The sequence below is a fragment of the Janthinobacterium sp. TB1-E2 genome, from assembly GCF_036885605.1.
GTDB lineage: Bacteria > Pseudomonadota > Gammaproteobacteria > Burkholderiales > Burkholderiaceae_D > Janthinobacterium > Janthinobacterium aestuarii.
Map to the genome: position 1 here is coordinate 649444 of NZ_CP142523.1, position 16535 is coordinate 665978.

General features: G+C 63.4%; 16 protein-coding genes. 4 read left to right on the forward strand and 12 right to left on the reverse strand.

Going from position 1 to position 16535, the window contains the following annotated elements; all coding sequences use genetic code 11:
• Positions 1-3: 3 nt before the first annotated feature.
• Positions 4-570, forward strand: coding sequence for a type II secretion system protein N (locus OPV09_RS02910; protein WP_080698615.1), 567 nt, complete (start codon positions 4-6; stop codon positions 568-570).
• 68 nt (positions 571-638) lie between these two features.
• Positions 639-2897 (forward strand): patatin-like phospholipase family protein, encoded by a 2259-nt coding sequence (locus tag OPV09_RS02915; RefSeq protein WP_338680477.1) that lies wholly within the window; start codon positions 639-641, stop codon positions 2895-2897.
• On the opposite strand, the gene OPV09_RS02920 is transcribed toward OPV09_RS02915, so the two are convergent.
• Positions 2870-3655, reverse strand: coding sequence for a helix-turn-helix domain-containing protein (locus OPV09_RS02920; RefSeq protein WP_070304523.1), 786 nt, complete (start codon positions 3653-3655; stop codon positions 2870-2872). The two genes, OPV09_RS02915 and OPV09_RS02920, sit on opposite strands and share 28 nt — an antisense overlap.
• Before the next feature lie 168 nt (positions 3656-3823).
• Here OPV09_RS02920 and OPV09_RS02925 point away from each other — a divergent pair, with 168 nt between their 5' ends.
• Positions 3824-4438: an outer membrane protein gene (locus OPV09_RS02925; RefSeq protein WP_070304524.1), complete on the forward strand. Its 615-nt coding sequence runs from the start codon at positions 3824-3826 to the stop codon at positions 4436-4438.
• 69 nt (positions 4439-4507) lie between these two features.
• On the opposite strand, the gene OPV09_RS02930 is transcribed toward OPV09_RS02925, so the two are convergent.
• The 8 genes from OPV09_RS02930 to OPV09_RS02965 all read right to left on the reverse strand — a co-directional run bounded on the left by OPV09_RS02930 (position 4508) and on the right by OPV09_RS02965 (position 11919).
• On the reverse strand, positions 4508-4702 hold the full coding sequence (locus OPV09_RS02930; RefSeq protein ID WP_034753063.1) for a hypothetical protein: 195 nt from the start codon (positions 4700-4702) through the stop codon (positions 4508-4510).
• 18 nt (positions 4703-4720) lie between these two features.
• Positions 4721-6073, reverse strand: a complete 1353-nt coding sequence (gene hslU / locus OPV09_RS02935) for an ATP-dependent protease ATPase subunit HslU (protein WP_034753607.1) — start codon at positions 6071-6073, stop codon at positions 4721-4723.
• Positions 6074-6110: 37 nt separating this feature from the next.
• Positions 6111-6647 (reverse strand): ATP-dependent protease subunit HslV, encoded by a 537-nt coding sequence (gene hslV / locus OPV09_RS02940; RefSeq protein ID WP_034783551.1) that lies wholly within the window; start codon positions 6645-6647, stop codon positions 6111-6113.
• A gap of 223 nt (positions 6648-6870) precedes the next feature.
• Complete coding sequence (gene dksA / locus OPV09_RS02945; protein ID WP_034753066.1) at positions 6871-7323, reverse strand: RNA polymerase-binding protein DksA; 453 nt, start codon at positions 7321-7323, stop codon at positions 6871-6873.
• Between the two features lie 481 nt (positions 7324-7804).
• Positions 7805-8899, reverse strand: coding sequence for a GTP-binding protein (locus OPV09_RS02950; protein WP_338680488.1), 1095 nt, complete (start codon positions 8897-8899; stop codon positions 7805-7807).
• A gap of 138 nt (positions 8900-9037) precedes the next feature.
• Positions 9038-9985 (reverse strand): tyrosine recombinase XerC, encoded by a 948-nt coding sequence (locus OPV09_RS02955; protein WP_338680489.1) that lies wholly within the window; start codon positions 9983-9985, stop codon positions 9038-9040.
• A gap of 7 nt (positions 9986-9992) precedes the next feature.
• Positions 9993-10670 carry a DUF484 family protein gene (locus OPV09_RS02960; RefSeq protein ID WP_035823876.1) on the reverse strand — a complete coding sequence of 226 codons (678 nt, stop codon included), beginning with the start codon at positions 10668-10670 and terminating at the stop codon, positions 9993-9995.
• A gap of 178 nt (positions 10671-10848) precedes the next feature.
• Positions 10849-11919 carry a porin gene (locus OPV09_RS02965; RefSeq protein WP_034753069.1) on the reverse strand — a complete coding sequence of 357 codons (1071 nt, stop codon included), beginning with the start codon at positions 11917-11919 and terminating at the stop codon, positions 10849-10851.
• 415 nt (positions 11920-12334) lie between these two features.
• Here OPV09_RS02965 and OPV09_RS02970 point away from each other — a divergent pair, with 415 nt between their 5' ends.
• Positions 12335-13837 carry a hypothetical protein gene (locus OPV09_RS02970; protein WP_338680490.1) on the forward strand — a complete coding sequence of 501 codons (1503 nt, stop codon included), beginning with the start codon at positions 12335-12337 and terminating at the stop codon, positions 13835-13837.
• 11 nt (positions 13838-13848) lie between these two features.
• On the opposite strand, the gene dapF is transcribed toward OPV09_RS02970, so the two are convergent.
• Genes dapF through OPV09_RS02985 form a run of 3 tightly spaced genes read right to left on the reverse strand, consistent with a single transcriptional unit; the run spans position 13849 to position 16465 of the window.
• On the reverse strand, positions 13849-14712 hold the full coding sequence (dapF, locus tag OPV09_RS02975) for a diaminopimelate epimerase (protein ID WP_338680491.1): 864 nt from the start codon (positions 14710-14712) through the stop codon (positions 13849-13851).
• Between the two features lie 11 nt (positions 14713-14723).
• Entirely contained in the window at positions 14724-15599 is an 876-nt protein-coding gene (locus OPV09_RS02980) for a lipid A biosynthesis acyltransferase (RefSeq protein ID WP_034753075.1), read from the reverse strand.
• A complete protein-coding gene (locus OPV09_RS02985; protein ID WP_070304528.1) occupies positions 15596-16465 on the reverse strand; it encodes a lysophospholipid acyltransferase family protein in 870 nt (289 codons plus the stop codon). Before OPV09_RS02985 ends, OPV09_RS02980 begins: the two co-directional genes overlap by 4 nt.
• Positions 16466-16535: the final 70 nt, after the last annotated feature.

The following is a 16535-nucleotide window of genomic DNA, read 5'->3' on the forward strand; positions in this document are numbered from 1 at the left end:
GCCATGAAGCGTTTGCCTCAATTTACAAGTTTGCTCGCCGTCGTGGCGCTGTCCGTCTCGCTGGCCTATTGGGCCATGCAGCTGTTCAAGGCGCCGCAGCGCCCCATCAATCCGCCGGCCGTGCCGGTGGTGCAGGATGCCAGTGTGGAGGCGGGCGCCTCGCTGTTCGGCGGCCAGGTCAGCGTGGCCACGGCCAGCAATTACCAGCTCAAGGGCGTGGTGGCCGCCGGCAATGGCCGCGGTAGCGTGGCCATCATCTCGACCGATGGCAAGCCGTCCGTGGCCTTGCCGGAAGGCGCCGAGGTGGTGCCCGGCGTGACGGTGCTGGAAGTGCATGCGCGCCACGTGCTGCTGCGCGATGGCGGCGTGAGCAAGCGCATCGACCTGGTGGCCGACGACAAGGCGCTGGCCTTGCCGGGGCCCGTGTCCGCCACCCCAACACCTGCACCGGCCCCGGCGCCGGCATCGAATCTGGTGCCGCCGCCGCTGCCGATGGAGCAGCAGCGTCCCGCCACCGTCATGCCGGCCGCGCCGCAGGTGACCACCACCAGCACGCCGCCGTCGAATTAACGCTCATTAACGCCGTTCTTATCGTATTTTGCCGATGGCGCCGTGCCGCCATTGCGACTGGAGTCTTCATGTTCTCGATCCGTGCCGTCCTGGCGGGCTGCGTGGCGGCGCTGTGCGCCTTGCCGCAAGCCGGCGCCGCAGCCGACGCTCCCGCCGTCACGCCTTCCCCCGTTTCCACCGTGGCCATTCCTGCCTCCGCGCCGGCGCGCCCGCGCATCGCCCTCGTGCTGTCGGGCGGCGGCGCGCGCGGCCTCGCGCATATCGGCGTCTTGAAAGTGCTGCAGGAGCTGCATGTGCCGATCGACATGGTGGTGGGCACCAGCATGGGTGGCGTGGTGGGCGGCGCTTATGCGGCCGGCGCTTCCGTGGCAGACCTGGAAAAAATGGCGCGCGACACCAACTGGGCGCGCGTGGTGGCCGACCGGCCGCCGCGCGACGAACTGGCGTTCCGCCGCCGCGAGGAAGATTTGCTGCTGCCGTCGCGCATCGAGTTTGGCGCCAGCCGCAACGGCATTTCCACGCCGCCGGCGGCAGCCAGCAATGCGGCGCTGGAAATGGCCCTGAACCGCCTGCTGCCGGCCGGCATGCGCGACCGCCCGGCCAGCCAGCTGCCCTTGCCCTTCCGCTCGGTGGCGTCGGACCTGGTCAATGGCGAACTGGTGGAACTGGTCGACACGCCGCTGTTCCTGTCGATGCGCGCCTCGCTGGCCGTGCCGGGCGTGTTTGCGCCCGTGCGCGTGAATAACCGGCTGGTGGTCGATGGAGGCCTGGTGCGCAACCTGCCCGTCGACATGGCGCGCGCCATGGGCGCCGACGTCATCATCGCCGTCAACGTGGGCACGCCGCTGGCGCCGGAAAAAGAGCTGGGCAGCGCCATCGGCGTGGCGCAGCAGATGCTGCAGATCCTCACGGAGCAGAACGTGCAGCGCTCGCTCAAGGAGCTGCAATCGCAGGATATCCTCGTGGCGCCCGACCTGACGGGCGTGAGTTTCCTCGACTTTGAAAACTATGCACGTGCCATGCGCGCCGGCGAACAGGCGGCGCAGGCATTGGCCGCCCGCCTGGCGCCGCTGGCCCTGCCGCCGGAACAGTATGCGGCGCGCGAGCAGCTGCGCCTGGCGGCGCCGGCCCTGCTGGACGTGGCCCTGCCGCTCACGCGCCTGGCCGTGGAGAGCGAAGGCGATATCAATCCGCGCATCCTGCAGGCCCAATCGGGCCTGGTGGAAGGGCAGCCGGTCAGCCAGGAAGATGTGCTCAAGGCGGCCGCTAGGCTGTATGGCCGTGGCGATGTGGCGCGCGTGGAGACGGAAGTGGTCGACGCGGGCGACCAGCGCACGGTCAACATCAAGGCGGTCGAAGCGCCATGGGCCAGCAACCGGCTGCGCGTGGGCCTGGAAATGGCCAGTGATTTCAGGGACAGCAATACCTTTGCCCTGAAGCTGCTGCACGTGCGCTCGAACTTGAACAGCTGGGGCGGCGAATTGCGCAGCATGGCGCAGATCGGCAATGAGCGCGGTTATGGCGTGCAGTTCTGGCAGCCGCTTGGGGCCGGCAACCCGTGGTATATCGCGCCGGAACTGCAGTACAGCTCGTCGGCGATGGATTTGTTCGACAAGGGCCGGCGCAGCTCCCGCGTGACATATAACGGCCAGACGGCGGCGCTGGTACTGGGACGCCAGTTTGGTACCTGGGGCGATCTGCGGTTTGGCGTCACGCGCACGGAGGTCAAGGGCCGGCTGGCGATTCCGGCCGACCCTACGCTGCCGGAATCGCGCGCACTGGGCACCACGCAGTTTGTGCAGCTCCGCATCGATACGCTCGATTCACCGGGTTTCCCCACGCGCGGCATGCTGGTGGACGCCACCTGGACGCGCGATTCGAGCACGGGGTCGGGCGAAGCGGCCCTGGGCCGCTCTTCCATCACCGGCATGCAGGCTTTTAGCCGCGGCAACTGGGCCGGCCATGTGTATGGCGAATGGGCGCGCGCGCAGCGCGGCGAGGCGCCGCTCAGCCTGGGCGGCTTCCTGCGCCTGTCCGGCACGCAGTTCGAGTCGGTGACGGGACGCAGCGTGGCCCTGGCGCGCTTCGTGATGGCGCGCCGCATCGGTTCCCTGCCCAGCACCCTGGGCGGCGCCGTGCGGGCCGGCTTTTCGCTGGAGATGGGCGGCGGCTTCGATCAGAGCGAGCGCTGGAAATCGACCAAGTTCACGCAAGCGAGCAGCGCCTTCATTTCCGTCGATACGCGCTTCGGTCCCGTGTACGTGGCCTCGGGCGCATCGAAGGGCGGCGAGAGCACGTTTTATCTGTTCCTGGGACCGGTCTGGTAGGGAGTCGCCGGGGCGGCCGACGCCGAGCTGCGGCGCAGGGCCGTGAAGGCGGCAAATTCCCATGAGCGGAAACCCAGCAGCAGGGTAAAGCCATCGCGCTCGGCGGGTGCCAGGCGCCGATCGTTCTGGTGCAACCGCGCCAGTTCCTCGGCCAGCTGGCGGATCTTCTGCACCAGCTCCTGCGCACTCGACAGCGACAGGCGCGCCGGAATGCACATCAGGGTCTCGCCGGCGCCGTCGAAATGCCCGCTGAAGTAATCGGCCACCACGTGTTCGCGGAAGTACTGCTGCACCGGGCCGTCGGCCAGCCAGTGGAAGGCGTTCGAGACGCGCAGGCTGTAGCGGTTCAGCGGCTTGAGTTCGATCAAGCCCAGTCGATCCAGTTCGGCCAGGCAGCCGATGCATTCGGCCTGCGTCAGCGCATACGTTTCCACCACCTGCTCCAGGCTCCAGTGGCCGAGGCAGCAGATCGCCACCAGCAGCAGGCGCGGATGCGCCACCAGCGATTTTTCCTGCACCAGGGTGAGCGTGTCGGCATGCGGCGTGATGTCGGCCGCGCCGCGCAGCACGTCTTCCATGGCGATGCCCGAGGCCTTGCAGATCAGGGCCAGGCGCGACAGCGACATGTCGTGCTGGCCAAACATGCGCTTGACGCTCGACTCGCTCATGCCGATGCGTTCGGCCAATACCTTGTACGTGATGCCGGCGGCGCGCAGTTGGGTGCGCAGCACGCGCAAAACCAGTTCAGGTGAACTCACGGGATATCCTTTTTTACAAGTTTGGTAGCGGGTGACGGTACCGAATGTAGCCGTTAATGGCACTTTGCACAAGGTGATAGTACTTTTTGGCAAAAGCGATGACACTCCCGCTTGTGGCTCGCGCAGCGCGCTACAACCAGGCAATCCATCCACTTGTAGAGGTTATCCATGTTCCCATCTTTCCGTTTCCCCGCAGCGCTGCTGGCGCTGGCCACCATCGCTCCCCTGCATGCCAACGCAGCCGAAGCTGCACCGGGTCCCATCTATGCGGGCGCCAGCTATGGCTTTCGCGCCAGTAGCGGCCTCGATTGCATCGCCGGACAAAGCGATTGCGACAAAAGCAGCAAGCGCAATGGCAAGGCCTACGTGGGTTACAGTTTCGACGCGCTGCCGTTTCAGGGCGGCGTGGCCGTGCCTTCGATTGAACTGGTGGGGTACATGGGTGGCGAGGTCAAGTCCGGCTTCGACACGGACGCGGGCAAGCGCGCTGGCCGCGGCAAGTTCTCGGGCCTCGGCATGCAGGGCGTGCTCGGCTACCAGTTTGACGCGTTTACATTGAGTGGCCGCGCCGGTGCGGCCTACACGCAGGGCAAGGTCGATTATCTGGGTGGCGGTTCGGACAAGAAGAGCAAGATCGGCCTGACCTACGGCCTTGGCGCGGCGTATGCGCTGAACAAGAACTGGTCGCTGCACCTCGACTGGGACCGCGTGCCCGTCAAGTACAACAGCAAGCAAACGACCAAGGTCGACATGTTTTCGCTGGGCGCGTCCTACCGTTTCTAAGGGGATGATGCCGCGGCAGAGAGTGGCCTGATGGCGGACGCCCTGTAAAAAGGGGTGTCCGCGGGCGGCCTATTTGTCCGTTTCTACTTTCAACAGCAGTTTCGCCAGCAGGCGTTTTTCCTGCTGGCGCTGGCCTGATACGGTTTTCACGTGCGCCCCGGCGGCGCGCTGCAGGGCTGCAGTGGCGACCGGGTTGCGCGGTTTTTGCGAGGGTTCGACGCGGAACTGCATTTTCTGCCGCGTCGCCAATGCCTTGTTTGCCATCGGTTTCCCCCCTCTTTCTTACAGCACGTAGCGCGACAGGTCCTCGTTGACCGACAGCGCTTCCAGGCGTTCATTGACGTACGCGGCATCGATCACCAGCAGGTTTTCCGAACTGCTGCTGCCTTCGCTGGCCGTAAACGACACTTCTTCCAGCAGCTTTTCCATCACCGTGTGCAGGCGGCGCGCGCCGATGTTTTCCGTGCGCTCGTTAACCGAATAGGCGATTTCCGCCAGGCGCGTGATGCCTTCCGGCGCGAACTGCAGTTTCAGGTTTTCCGTCGCCAGCAAGGCTTCATACTGCATCGTCAGGCAGGCGTCGGTGCTCGTCAAGATGCGCTCGAAGTCCGAGATCGACAGCGATTCCAGCTCCACGCGGATGGGGAAGCGCCCTTGCAGTTCCGGGATCAGGTCCGACGGCTTCGACAGGTGGAACGCGCCCGAAGCGATGAACAGGATGTGGTCCGTGCGTATCATGCCGTACTTGGTGTTGACGGTCGTGCCCTCGACCAGCGGCAGCAGGTCGCGCTGCACGCCCGCGCGCGAGACGTCGGCGCCGCCCGATTCCGAACGCGAGGCGATCTTGTCGATTTCGTCCAGGAAGACGATGCCGTTCTGCTCGACGTTCTGGATGGCCTTCTGTTTCAGCTCATCTTCGTTGAGCAGCTTGGCCGCTTCTTCCTCGACCAGCAGTTTCAAGGCTTCCTTGATCTTGACCTTGCGCGCCTTCTTGCGCTGCGCGCCCACGCCCGAGAACATGGACTTGATCTGCTCCGTCATTTCTTCCATGCCCGGCGGCGCCATGATTTCCATCTGCGGGCCCGCCTCGGCCAGCTCGATCTCGATTTCCTTGTCATCGAGCTCGCCCTGGCGCAAGCGCTTGCGGAAGGTCTGGCGCGTGCTGTCGCCGCTGCCCGTGTCCACGGCCGCGGCCGTATTCGGCGTGAAGCCGAAGTCGCGCGCCGGCGGCACGAGGATGTCGATCACGCGGTCTTCGGCCGCATCTTCGGCGCGTGCGCGCACTTTCTTCATTTCCAGCGCGCGCGTCTGCTTGATGCCGATGTCGATCAGGTCGCGGATGATGGTGTCGACGTCGCGCCCCACATAACCGACTTCGGTAAACTTGGTCGCTTCGATCTTGATGAACGGCGCCTCGGCCAGCTTGGCCAGGCGGCGCGCGATTTCCGTCTTGCCGACGCCCGTGGGGCCGATCATGAGGATATTTTTTGGCGTGATTTCATGGCGCAGGGGCTCGGCCACCTGCTGGCGGCGCCAGCGGTTGCGCAGGGCGATGGCGACGGCGCGCTTGGCCTTGGCCTGGCCCACCACGTGCTTGTCGAGTTCGGTAACGATTTCCGACGGGGTCATGTTCATGATCATAATTGGCTTTCCATTCTGTGCTCGGGGACGCTTAGTCGAGCGTCTCGATAATGTGGGACATGTTCGTGTAAATGCACAGCTCGGCGGCGATGGTCAGCGATTTCCTGACCACGTCGGCCGGCGACAAGTCCGTGTTTTCCTGCAGCGCCTTGGCGGCGGACTGGGCGTAGGTGCCGCCCGAGCCGATGGCGCCGATGCCGTCTTCCGGTTCCAGCACGTCGCCATTGCCCGTGATGACGAGGGTCGACTCGCTGTCGGCCACCAGCAGCATCGCTTCCAGGCGCCGCAGCACGCGGTCGGTGCGCCAGTCCTTGGCCAGTTCGACGGAGGCGCGCAGCAGATTGCCCTGGTGTTTTTCCAGCTTGCCTTCAAAGCGGTCGAGCAAGGTAAAAGCGTCGGCGGTGCCGCCGGCAAAGCCGACCAGGACTTTGCCCTGATACAACTTACGCACTTTGCGGGCCGTGCCCTTCATGACGATGTTGCCGAGCGTTACCTGGCCGTCGCCGCCCAAGGCGACTTGCTTGCCGCGCCGGACGCAGAGGATGGTGGTGCCGTGAAATTGTTCCATAGTGACCTCAAAAGATTCGTGCCGATGCGTGCAAGGCCATGCGATTGCGCGCCCATAGTTCAAAAGTGGGGATGGAAAAGGCAATTGCAAGCGGCACTTGCCGCTGCCGTGCCTGCTTCAGTGTAGTCGGCGCGGGACGAAAAAAAAGCACGCAACCGGGGTTGTGTGCTTTTTTTATCGCCATCGCGGGGCCGCCGGGGCGGCCGCGCAAGGGGAGGGGCGATCAGTCGCCGTAGAGTTTTTGCTTCAGTTCGCGCCGTTGCTGGGCTTCCAGCGACAGGGTGGCGGTCGGACGGGCGATCAGGCGCGGGATGCCGATAGGCTCGCCCGTTTCTTCGCACCAGCCATAGTCGCCGGCGTCGATGCTGGCGATCGATTGTTGTACTTTCTTCAGCAATTTGCGCTCGCGGTCGCGCGTGCGCAGTTCCAGCGCATGCTCTTCCTCGATCGTGGCGCGGTCGGCAGGGTCCGGTACGAGCACGGTTTCACGCAAGTGTTCCGTGGTTTCGCCGGCGTTTTTCAGCAGGTCTTTTTCGAGCTGCTGCAGGCGCGCCTTGAAGAATGCCAGTTGTGCCGGATTCATGTAGTCATCTTCGCTCATGGCGCGAATTTGATCTTCGCTGATGAGAGGGATGTCTTGGTTGGCGGCCGGGGTCGATTTATTAGTTTTGGTCATAACTTCGCTTACCTTCGATACGACAGAGTTTTCAAATTGATCAGTTGATGCGGCGATACCGAGCAACTGTACAGGTTCCGCTTGGCATTGCTGTCCCGCTGTACTGCGTGCGACCTTGGCTTGCCGGCGTAAGCCAGGATTACCGGCCGGCTAAGGTGCCATGTTGATAACTTTTTACCGCTCTATGCCAGTCGCGCTATGCGCGCGTCAACAGGCGTGTTGGGTGGATCGGTTGCATGCCTGGCATGCGGCCAGCGGCAGTTTGCCAGCATTTCATGACAGGCTAACGACATGGGCCGTTTTCGTCGCTGATTTTGGCACGCTTTGCTTTATATTGCCATCCCGATTTGTTGACTAGCCGATCAGAGACGGCTACTTGTTGGTTTATACCAGCAAGATGGGTGTCGGACAGCGGGAAAGCGTGCTTAACTTTCCCTTTTGTTTCTGCTTTGCAACGGGTACTTTGCAAAACCCGGCTAGTTTATACCAAACATTGTTCGAGTCCGCGAATAAAAATGTCTTTTGGTAGATTTTTGCCAATAAACACCATTTTGCTGCCGCGCACTTCGTTGTCGCCCCATTTGGCGCCCAGGTCGCTGCCCATCAGTTGGTGCACGCCTTGGAAGACCACCTTGCGCTCGGCGCCCTGCATCAGCAGTACGCCCTTGTAGCGCAGCATGCGCGGGCCATACACTTGTACCAGGCCGCCGAGGAACTCGTCGAGCTTGGCGCTGTCGAACGGTTGCGTGCTCTTGAAAACAAAGGCGGCGATATCGTCGCTGTGCTGCGCGTGGTGGTGGTCGGCATGGCCGCAATCGGTGGCGCAGGCCTCAGTGTGCTCATGTGCGTGCTCATGCTTGTGTTCATGACCGTGATCGTGGTCATGCGCATGGTCATGATCGTGCACGTGCGCCGTTTCCGTGGCGAGGAAATCCGGGTCCAGTTCCAGCTTTTCATTCAGGTTGAAGCCGCGGATGTCGAGCACTTCGGCCAGTGGCGCACGGCCGAAATCGACCTTGGCGATCGGTGCGCGGGGATTGATGCGCTTCAGGCGGCGCGTCAGGGCGGCCACGTCGTCTTCACTGACGAGGTCGGTTTTCGACAGCAGCAGCTTGTCGGCAAAGCCCACTTGCCGCTGGGCTTCCTCGTATTCATCGAGTTGCTTCATTGCATGGCGGGCATCGACCACCGTGATGATGGCGTCGAGCATGTAGTGGCTGCCCACTTCCTCGTCGACAAAGAAGGTTTGCGCCACGGGACCGGGATTGGCCAGGCCCGTCGTTTCGATGACGACGCGGTCGAATGCCAGCAGGCCGGAGTCGCGCTTGCGCGCCAGTTCCGTCAAGCCCACGATCAGGTCGCCACGCACGGTGCAGCAGATGCAGCCGTTGTTCATCTCGATGATGTGTTCGTTGCTATCCTGCACCAGGATTTCATTGTCGATGTTTTCCTGGCCAAACTCGTTTTCGATCACGGCGATGCGCATGCCATGGTCTTCCTGCAGTATGCGGTTGAGCAAGGTGGTTTTGCCTGCGCCCAGGAAGCCGGTGAGGATGGTGGTTGGAATCAGTGCCATGAAGATGCCTATGCTGTAATCGGTGGTGCCGCCGCGCAAGCGGAAGAATGCGGACGATTATGCCGGAATTTTGCAAAAGCTTGCAAATGCGCGCCGATCCGCTTGATATGGATCAGGCTGGCCAACGGGCGCGGCTGCCTACTTGACCTTGGCGCGCGGGTGCGCCTGGTCGTACACGTGCGCCAGGTGCTGGAAATCGAGGGCCGTGTAGACCTGGGTCGAGGTGATGCTGGAATGGCCCAGCATTTCCTGCACGGCGCGCAAGTCGCCCGACGATTGCAGCACGTGCGAAGCGAACGAGTGGCGCAGCACGTGCGGATGCACATTCGCGGGAATGTCCGTCGCCAGCGCGTGCGCCTTCAGGCGCAGCTGCAGCACGCGCGGCGAGATGCGCGTGGCGCGCGTGCTGAGAAACAGGGCGGCGCTGCCATCGGCCGCCGGCGGACGCACGCCCAGCCAGGCAGTCAGGGCCACGAGGGCTGCCTTGCCGACCGGCACCTTGCGCATCTTGTTGCCCTTGCCCGTGACGATGACTTCGAAGCTGGCCATGTCGAGCCAGCCCAGCGAGGCGTCGCGGCCGTTCTCGGCCTTGCAGTAATGGGTGTCCAGGCTGGTCAGTTCGGACACGCGCAAGCCGCTCGAATACAGCAGCTCGAACATGGCCCGGTTGCACAGCTGCTCCGGCTCGGCGGCGCCTTGCTGGTGTTGCGCGGGTGCCACGAGGCGCACGGCGTCGTCCACCGACAAGGCTTTGGGTAAGGTTTTGGCCCGCTTGGGGGCGCGGATGCCGTCGACGGGATTGGCGTCGAGCTGGGTCTCGCCACTGAGCCAGTTGAAAAAGCCCCGCCACGACGACAGCTTGCGGGCGATCGAGCGTGGGTCGAGGCCGCCAGCGTGCAGCTTGGCCGTGTAGCGGCGCACTTCGTTGTGCGCGAGCGCCGCCCACGGCGTATCGCCGCTCAGTTCCAGCAAGGCGCGCAAGTCGCGCCCGTAGGCGTCCAGCGTATGCGGCGACAGCTTGCGCTGCGTGGCCAGCTGCGCCAGGTAGGCATCGAGCCACTCGGCCTTGCCGCGCGCCGCATTCATGGCGTATTCAGGCAGGCGAGCCGGCGCGCAGCGCGGCCAGGGCGGCGCTGGCCGTGGCGCCGATATGTACGAGGAAGTCCGTGCCCATGCTTGACGTAAAGCGTTCGCTGTCGGGCGAACCGAGCACCAGCAAGCCGAAGGTGCCCGTGGTGTTCGGGGCGCGCAGGGCGATCATGACGGTCGATTCGATCTTGTCAGCTTGCAACCAGTGCACGGCTTCGAAATCGCGGTTGCTGCCGCAGTACGGCGTTTGCAGGCTGTTGGCGAACATGCGCACGTCGGCCGTCACGTCTTCCGTGAACCAGCCGTCGGCGTGTTCCGGCAGCACTTGCCACAGGCGCAGGCTGACGTAGGGCACGTCGAAATTGCTTTGCAAGGCATCGACCAGCACGCGCGGCATGTCCGCATCGTTGCGCACTTGCAGCATGGCCTGGTTCCAGCCGTGGAACTTGCTGGCGATATCGCCATTTTCCTCGGCCACGCGGCTCAGCTTGGACATGCGCAGCTCGAGCGCCTTGTACTTGTCGCGCATCACTTCCATCTGCCGCTCCTGCAGCGAGATGGTGCGTCCCGTCAGCGGGCTGCTCAGCTTGACCTCGCCGAGCAGGGCGGTATGCTCTTCGAAGAAATTCGGATGCTCGCTCAGGTACTGGGCGACGGTGCTGGAATCGAGTGTGGCGGTCATTGAGAATATCTGTCAGTGAAAGTTGAACACTTCATTCTAACCGAGAGTGCGGCGGCATAGGCGCAAAGGGCGCGGCGCCCGTGCATTTTCCGCACGCCCATAAAAAAAGCGGCATGGTTGCCCATGCCGCCTTGTCTTCCTGGTCAGCTGTCACCCGCGGAGGGTGACAGGCGGGCCATTAGAAGTTGTGGTGTACGCCGACGCCGATGTAGTTGGTCGTGCTCGAAACGTTGTAGTTGGTCGTGCTGGCAGCTTTCTTGTTCGAAATATCTGCGTACACATAGGTACGTTTCGACAGATTGTAGTCATAGCCCAGCGATGCTTGCTTGGTTTTGACTACGCCATCCGGCGTTTTTTGACCGTAGCCAGCGCGGATCTTGCCTGGGCCGACGTCGTAGTTGGCGCCCAGCACCCACGATTTGGTGCCGGTATTGACGATCTTGAATTCTTCATCGTTCTGGTGCTGGATCGACAGCATGACTTTCAGCTCAGGAATCGGATTGACCGACGCACCGACCGACCACAGCTTGGCTTGCAGGCCATTGCGCTCGTAGGCGGCCATGGCGGCAAAGCCTGGCGAGGAGTACGTCACGGATACCGAGTATGGATTCGATGCCGGCGCCACATTGCCTGGCACGAAGTAGTTACCGGAGGCATTCGTCGTCAGGTTGCGCACGGACGCTGCAACGGCGGCGTTGTTGTTCGCTTCCTTGGCGGCCACGGTGGCGTTGAACTGGAAGCCGCTGATGACTGGCGAGTTGTAGAACACGGCATTCGAGAAGCGGTTACGCGAGTTGCCAGCTGGGCTCAGCGGATCGCTGGTGTAGCCGGCGACGGTCAGGTCGGTCTGGAAACCGGCTGGCGTAGGCATGCCCGACCATGGTTCGAAACCGGTGCTCGTTTCTTGGAACGCGGTCAGGCCACGGCCCAGACGTACGGTACCGAAGTCACCTTGCAGGCCGACGCGGCTTTGACCCTGGAACAGCGGACGGGCGCCATTGCTTTCCAGCGTGCCGGTGTCGGATTCATAGCGAATTTCCAGTTGGAAAATAGCTTTCAAGCCATTGCCCAGATCTTCCGTGCCCTTGAAACCCAGTTTGTTGTTGTCGCGCTTGGTGACGGCGGTGGTCGAACCAGTCGCTTTGCCCAGGCCTGCATCGATCGTGCCGTAGATTTGGACGGACGACTGCGCTTGTGCGGTTGCGGCAAAGGCGCCGAAGAGTGCGAGGGCAACGAGTGATTTTTTCATGTCTTATTCCCTATTAAAAGTGAGTTCCGTCCGAGATCCGAGCAGATTGAAATGCGCTAACTGTCGCGTTTCGATGAATGAACCTTAATTCGTCGGCGCGCAAGACGTGCGGGATTGGTCAAATATGCGTGAAAAGATTGGTGAAAAGCGGCATAACTGCATACCCCTGTTGTATTTTTGTAACGCGCGGTTTCTGCCAGTCCTGCGCCGATGGCCGGCGTTTTCCCATCGCCACCGTCGCGGCGCCGTGTCATCTTGGCATGTTGGGAACAGGACATTGTTGCGTTGAATCAAGTTCTTGAGGCCGCTTTGGCGGATTTACGACACAAGGACGTTACACTAAGGGATGGCCTGCAAGGATGGGTCTGGAGATGGCTCACTATTATTAGAATCATTGACTCAATATCGAGAATCGATGGCAAATCGCGAAACATTAGGATTGATCAAGGGCGCACGTGCTGGCGATGTGGCTTGCCAGCTGGCGTTGGGACGGGTGTACCTGTTTGGGCAGGGTGTGCCGCAAAGCTTGCCGACCGCCTTGCACTGGCTGGCGCGGGCGGCCCAGGAGGATAGCGAGGAAGCGTGCTTGCTGATCGGCACGCACGTGCCTTTCGAAGTGGCGCAACCGGCAGCCAAGGCGCTGATCCCGTATTACGCGCAAGCGTTCGATGCGGGTCTGGTACAGGCGGGCCTGGTGCTGGCGCAACTGGTGCTGGGCAACGCCGCCAGCAGCAGTGAAGCCTTGCGCGCCAAGGCCCGCGTGGCGCTGGACGCCGCCGTACGCGCCGGCTTGCCCGATGCGCAATGGTTGTTGTCCCTGCAAGAAAGATCATCGGCGGCGCCCGGGCAGGACGCCAGCGCCGCTGGCGAGCAAGCCATCGATGGCGACGCGCCGCTGCACGCCTGGCTGGAGCAGGCGTGGAGCCAAGGCAACCATGCGGGCTTCCTGTCACAAGGCTTGCCGCTGGCGCGCGAGCTGCTGCAGCGCCAGGCGGCGGCCGGTACGCGCACGATCGCCCTCGACGCGCAGCAGGTGCTGTTGCTGTCGCGTTGCGCCCAGGCATTGGCGCCTGGCGGCGATGCCGAAGGCTGGCAGTGCTGCGAGCTGGCCGCGCATGGCGGCGACCGCACGGCGCAGCTGGAGCTGGGACTCGGCTATGCGCGCATGGATGCGCATGGCCGGCGCCTGGCCACGCGCAATGGCGCGGCCAATTTCAAGCGTGCCGTGCGCTGGTTGACGCAGGCGGGCGAGCAGGGACTGGCCGAAGCCTGGTTCGTGCTGTCGCGCATCTATACGAAACCGGAATTTTCCCAGCGCAATGTGGTCGAAGCCCATTTCTGCCTGGAGCGTGCTGCCGACCTGGGGCATGGCCCGGCGCAGCTCGAATGCGGCATGCATGCGTGGCGTAACCGCCGCGACGGTGTCAACAATGATGTGCGTGCCGCGTATTGGCTGCTGCAGGCGCAGGCGCAAGGCAGCAGTGAAGCGGAAGCGGCGCTGGCGAAAATCGCGCCGCAAGGCGAGCCCGGCGACTGGGGCCAGTGCGCCGCCATGCACGCCGATGAACATTTGCGCCAGCTGGGCCAGAGCCACCCCCTGCTGGCGGCGCGCCTGGCGCTGGCACGCTGCTTTCATCTGTCGCGTGCCGAGGCGCTGTTGCTCGATATCCATGCGGCCGACCAGGGGCATTGCCTGTTGATCGATATCAGTGCCACGCATGGGCGCGGCAAGCGGCGCCTCGTGCTGATCCGCACGGCGCAGGAACGCCAGTTGCTCGATCAGGTGGTACGGCTGTTCGAGCGCGTCGATTGTAGCGTGGCGGGGCCGGAAGGCAATTACCGGCAGCGTCTGTACCGCCTGAAGTGCTACCTGGCCGAGCTCGATGCCACGCAGGAACAGCAGTTCCTGGCGGCATGATGCAGCGTTGATTACAGCTCGATCGTGCCTTCGAACACGGTTACGGCCGGGCCCGTCATCAGGACGGGATGGCCGGGGCCTTGCCAGGCGATCGACAGTTCGCCGCCGCGCGCGCTGATGCGCACGGGGGAATCGAGCAAGCCGCGGCGGATGCCGGCCACGGCGGCCGCGCAGGCGCCCGTGCCGCACGCCAGTGTTTCACCGGCGCCCCGCTCGAACACGCGCAGTTTCACGTGCTGGCGGTTGACGACCTGCATGTAGCCGGCGTTGACCCTGCGGGGAAAGCGCGGATGATGCTCGATGCGCGGCCCTGTCACTTCCAGGTCTTGGGCGTCGACATCGTCGACCACTTGCACGGCATGCGGGTTGCCCATCGAGACGACGGACACCAGCACAGGAGAGGTTTGGCCCGGCAAAGCCAGGTCCAGCGGCCACAGCAGATCGGCGCCTTCGGCCACGCCCGTCAAGCCAGCCGCATCGAACGGCACCAGCGCCGGTTCGAGCACGGGCGCGCCCATGTCGACGGTGATGCTGCCGTCGAGTTCCAGGCGCGGCGCGATGACGCCGGCCATGGTTTCCACGCGGATGCTGGCCTTGCTTGACAAGCCTTTTTCGCTGACGAACTTGACGAAGGCGCGCGCGCCGTTGCCGCATTGCTCGACTTCGCCGCCATCGTTGTTATAGATGCGGTAGCGGAAGTCGCAGCCCGGCAGGCGCGGCTTTTCCACGACGAGAATCTGGTCGGCGCCGATGCCGAAACGGCGGTCGGCCAAACGCTGCCACTGGGCCGGCGTGAAGGCTATGTCCTGGTTGATGGCGTCGATGACGATGAAGTCATTGCCGGCGCCATGCATCTTGGTAAAGTGGAGTTTCATGGTCTGCCGTATCACTTGTGCTGGTTATAGAACGACGCTTCGCCTTCCGGACGCGTCTTGAAGCGTTTATGCGTCCAGAAATACTCGGCCGGCGCTTCGCGCACGCGTTCTTCGATGAACTCGTTCATGCGGCGCGTGGCGGCCGTGATGTCATCGCCCGGATAGTCGTCCCAGGCCGGATAGTAGGTCACTTGCCAGCCCTGGTAGTTGGGCAGGAAGGTGGCGATGACGGGAATCACCTGCGCTTTGGCGGCCAGCGCCAGGCGCGCCGTGGCCGTCAGGGTGGCGGCGGGCACGCCGAAGAAGGGGACGAATTCCGCATCCTTTTCGCCGAAATCCATGTCCGGCAGCATGAAATACGGCAAGCCGTCGCGCAGCGCGCGCAAAATCGTCTTGATGCCGTCCTGGCGCGTAAACAGCTTGGGCGGCTTGAAGCGCGAGCGGCCGTTGCGCAAGGCCTGGTCGAAGGCGGCGTTCTTTTGCTGCACATACATCGACGAGGCGGAAATTTCCATGGCCGTGGCGGCGCCGGCCACGTCGAGGCAGACGAAGTGCGGACACAGCAGGATGGTGGGCTTGGCCGCGATCTGCTGGCCCGGGAAGGCGGGCACCTTCTTGATCAGACGGTTCAGGCGCGCTTCCGACGACCACCACAGGATGCTGCGTTCCCACACGCTGCGCGAATAGGCCTGGAAATGCTGGCGCGCCAGCGCCACGCGCTGTTGTTCCGTCAATTCCGGCATGCACAGGCGCAGATTCGTCAGGGCGATCTTGCGCCGCGTGGGCATGGCGATGAACAGCACGCTGCCTACGGCCACGCCGAAGCGGCCGAGGATGGGTAAAGGCAGCCAGTGCAGCAGCCACATGAAGGCGATCAGTAGTCTCATGCCTGCTCCCCGGCGGCATCGGACGTGGCCGGCGTGGGCGGCGGTGCGCCGCGCGGTACTTTATAGCGGTTGTAGCTCCACAGGTATTGCGCCGGGCTGCGCGCGATCAATTGCTCCATGGCCGCATTGATGGTGCGCGCCTGCTCGGCCGAGGTGCTGTCGAGCGACTCGGTAAACGGCACGAAATGCACGACGTAGCCGCGCCCGCCCGGCAAGCGTTCCGCGTAGGTAATGATGACTTCGGCGCCGCCCATCTGCGCCAGCTTGGCCGGCAGGGTCATGGTGTAGGCGGGACGGCCGAAGAAATCGGCCCACACGCCTTCGCCTTCCTGCGGCACCTGGTCGGGCAGCAGGCCGATCGGTTGTCCCTTTTTCAGGCATTTGGCAAAGATGCGCACGCCCGACATGTTCGCTGGCGCCAGCATCAGATTTTCGCGCGCGCGGGCCCCTTCGATCAGCGGTTTCAAGGCGGCGCGCTTGGGCGGGCGGTACATCACGGTCAGCGGCGTGCGCAGGGCGATCTGTTGCGCGACGATTTCAAAGCAGCCCAGGTGCGGTGTCAGGAAGACAATGCCGCGGCCGTGCTGCAGCGCTTTTTCCACCAGTTCCCAGTTTTCCACTGTTGCATGGCGCGCCACGCGCTCGGCCGGCGCGCACCAGATGAACGGTAATTCCAGCACGCTCTTGCCCGCTTCGGCCACGGCCGTGTGCAAGTGTTGCGAAAACCCCGCACCCTGCATGTTCTCGCGCATGCGGCGGCGGTAGGACGGCGAAATGGCGTAAATCACCCAGCCGAGCGCAGCGCCCAGGCCATGCAGGACGGGCAGGGGAAAGACGGACAAGAAGCGAAAAATTGGGACTAACATGTATAAGCGGTTTCCAGGAATGGCGTGTTGCCGTGCCAAAATTTTTTAAGAAGCGTAAAATACCACGTAT

Bases quoted from the DNA above. Each gene is read 5' to 3' on its own strand.
- OPV09_RS02910 (WP_080698615.1), top strand. From the start codon at position 4: ATGAAGCGTTTGCCTCAATTTACAAGTTTGCTCGCCGTCGTGGCGCTG.
- dapF (WP_338680491.1), bottom strand. From the start codon at position 14,712: ATGAAACTCCACTTTACCAAGATGCATGGCGCCGGCAATGACTTCATC.
- OPV09_RS02985 (WP_070304528.1), bottom strand. From the start codon at position 16,465: ATGTTAGTCCCAATTTTTCGCTTCTTGTCCGTCTTTCCCCTGCCCGTC.
- hslV (WP_034783551.1), bottom strand. From the start codon at position 6,647: ATGGAACAATTTCACGGCACCACCATCCTCTGCGTCCGGCGCGGCAAG.
- OPV09_RS02950 (WP_338680488.1), bottom strand. From the start codon at position 8,899: ATGGCACTGATTCCAACCACCATCCTCACCGGCTTCCTGGGCGCAGGC.
- OPV09_RS02930 (WP_034753063.1), bottom strand. From the start codon at position 4,702: ATGGCAAACAAGGCATTGGCGACGCGGCAGAAAATGCAGTTCCGCGTC.
- OPV09_RS02965 (WP_034753069.1), bottom strand. From the start codon at position 11,919: ATGAAAAAATCACTCGTTGCCCTCGCACTCTTCGGCGCCTTTGCCGCA.
- dksA (WP_034753066.1), bottom strand. From the start codon at position 7,323: ATGACCAAAACTAATAAATCGACCCCGGCCGCCAACCAAGACATCCCT.
- hslU (WP_034753607.1), bottom strand. From the start codon at position 6,073: ATGAACATGACCCCGTCGGAAATCGTTACCGAACTCGACAAGCACGTG.
- OPV09_RS02970 (WP_338680490.1), top strand. From the start codon at position 12,335: ATGGCAAATCGCGAAACATTAGGATTGATCAAGGGCGCACGTGCTGGC.
- OPV09_RS02980 (WP_034753075.1), bottom strand. From the start codon at position 15,599: ATGAGACTACTGATCGCCTTCATGTGGCTGCTGCACTGGCTGCCTTTA.
- OPV09_RS02915 (WP_338680477.1), top strand. From the start codon at position 639: ATGTTCTCGATCCGTGCCGTCCTGGCGGGCTGCGTGGCGGCGCTGTGC.
- OPV09_RS02925 (WP_070304524.1), top strand. From the start codon at position 3,824: ATGTTCCCATCTTTCCGTTTCCCCGCAGCGCTGCTGGCGCTGGCCACC.
- OPV09_RS02960 (WP_035823876.1), bottom strand. From the start codon at position 10,670: ATGACCGCCACACTCGATTCCAGCACCGTCGCCCAGTACCTGAGCGAG.
- OPV09_RS02955 (WP_338680489.1), bottom strand. From the start codon at position 9,985: ATGAATGCGGCGCGCGGCAAGGCCGAGTGGCTCGATGCCTACCTGGCG.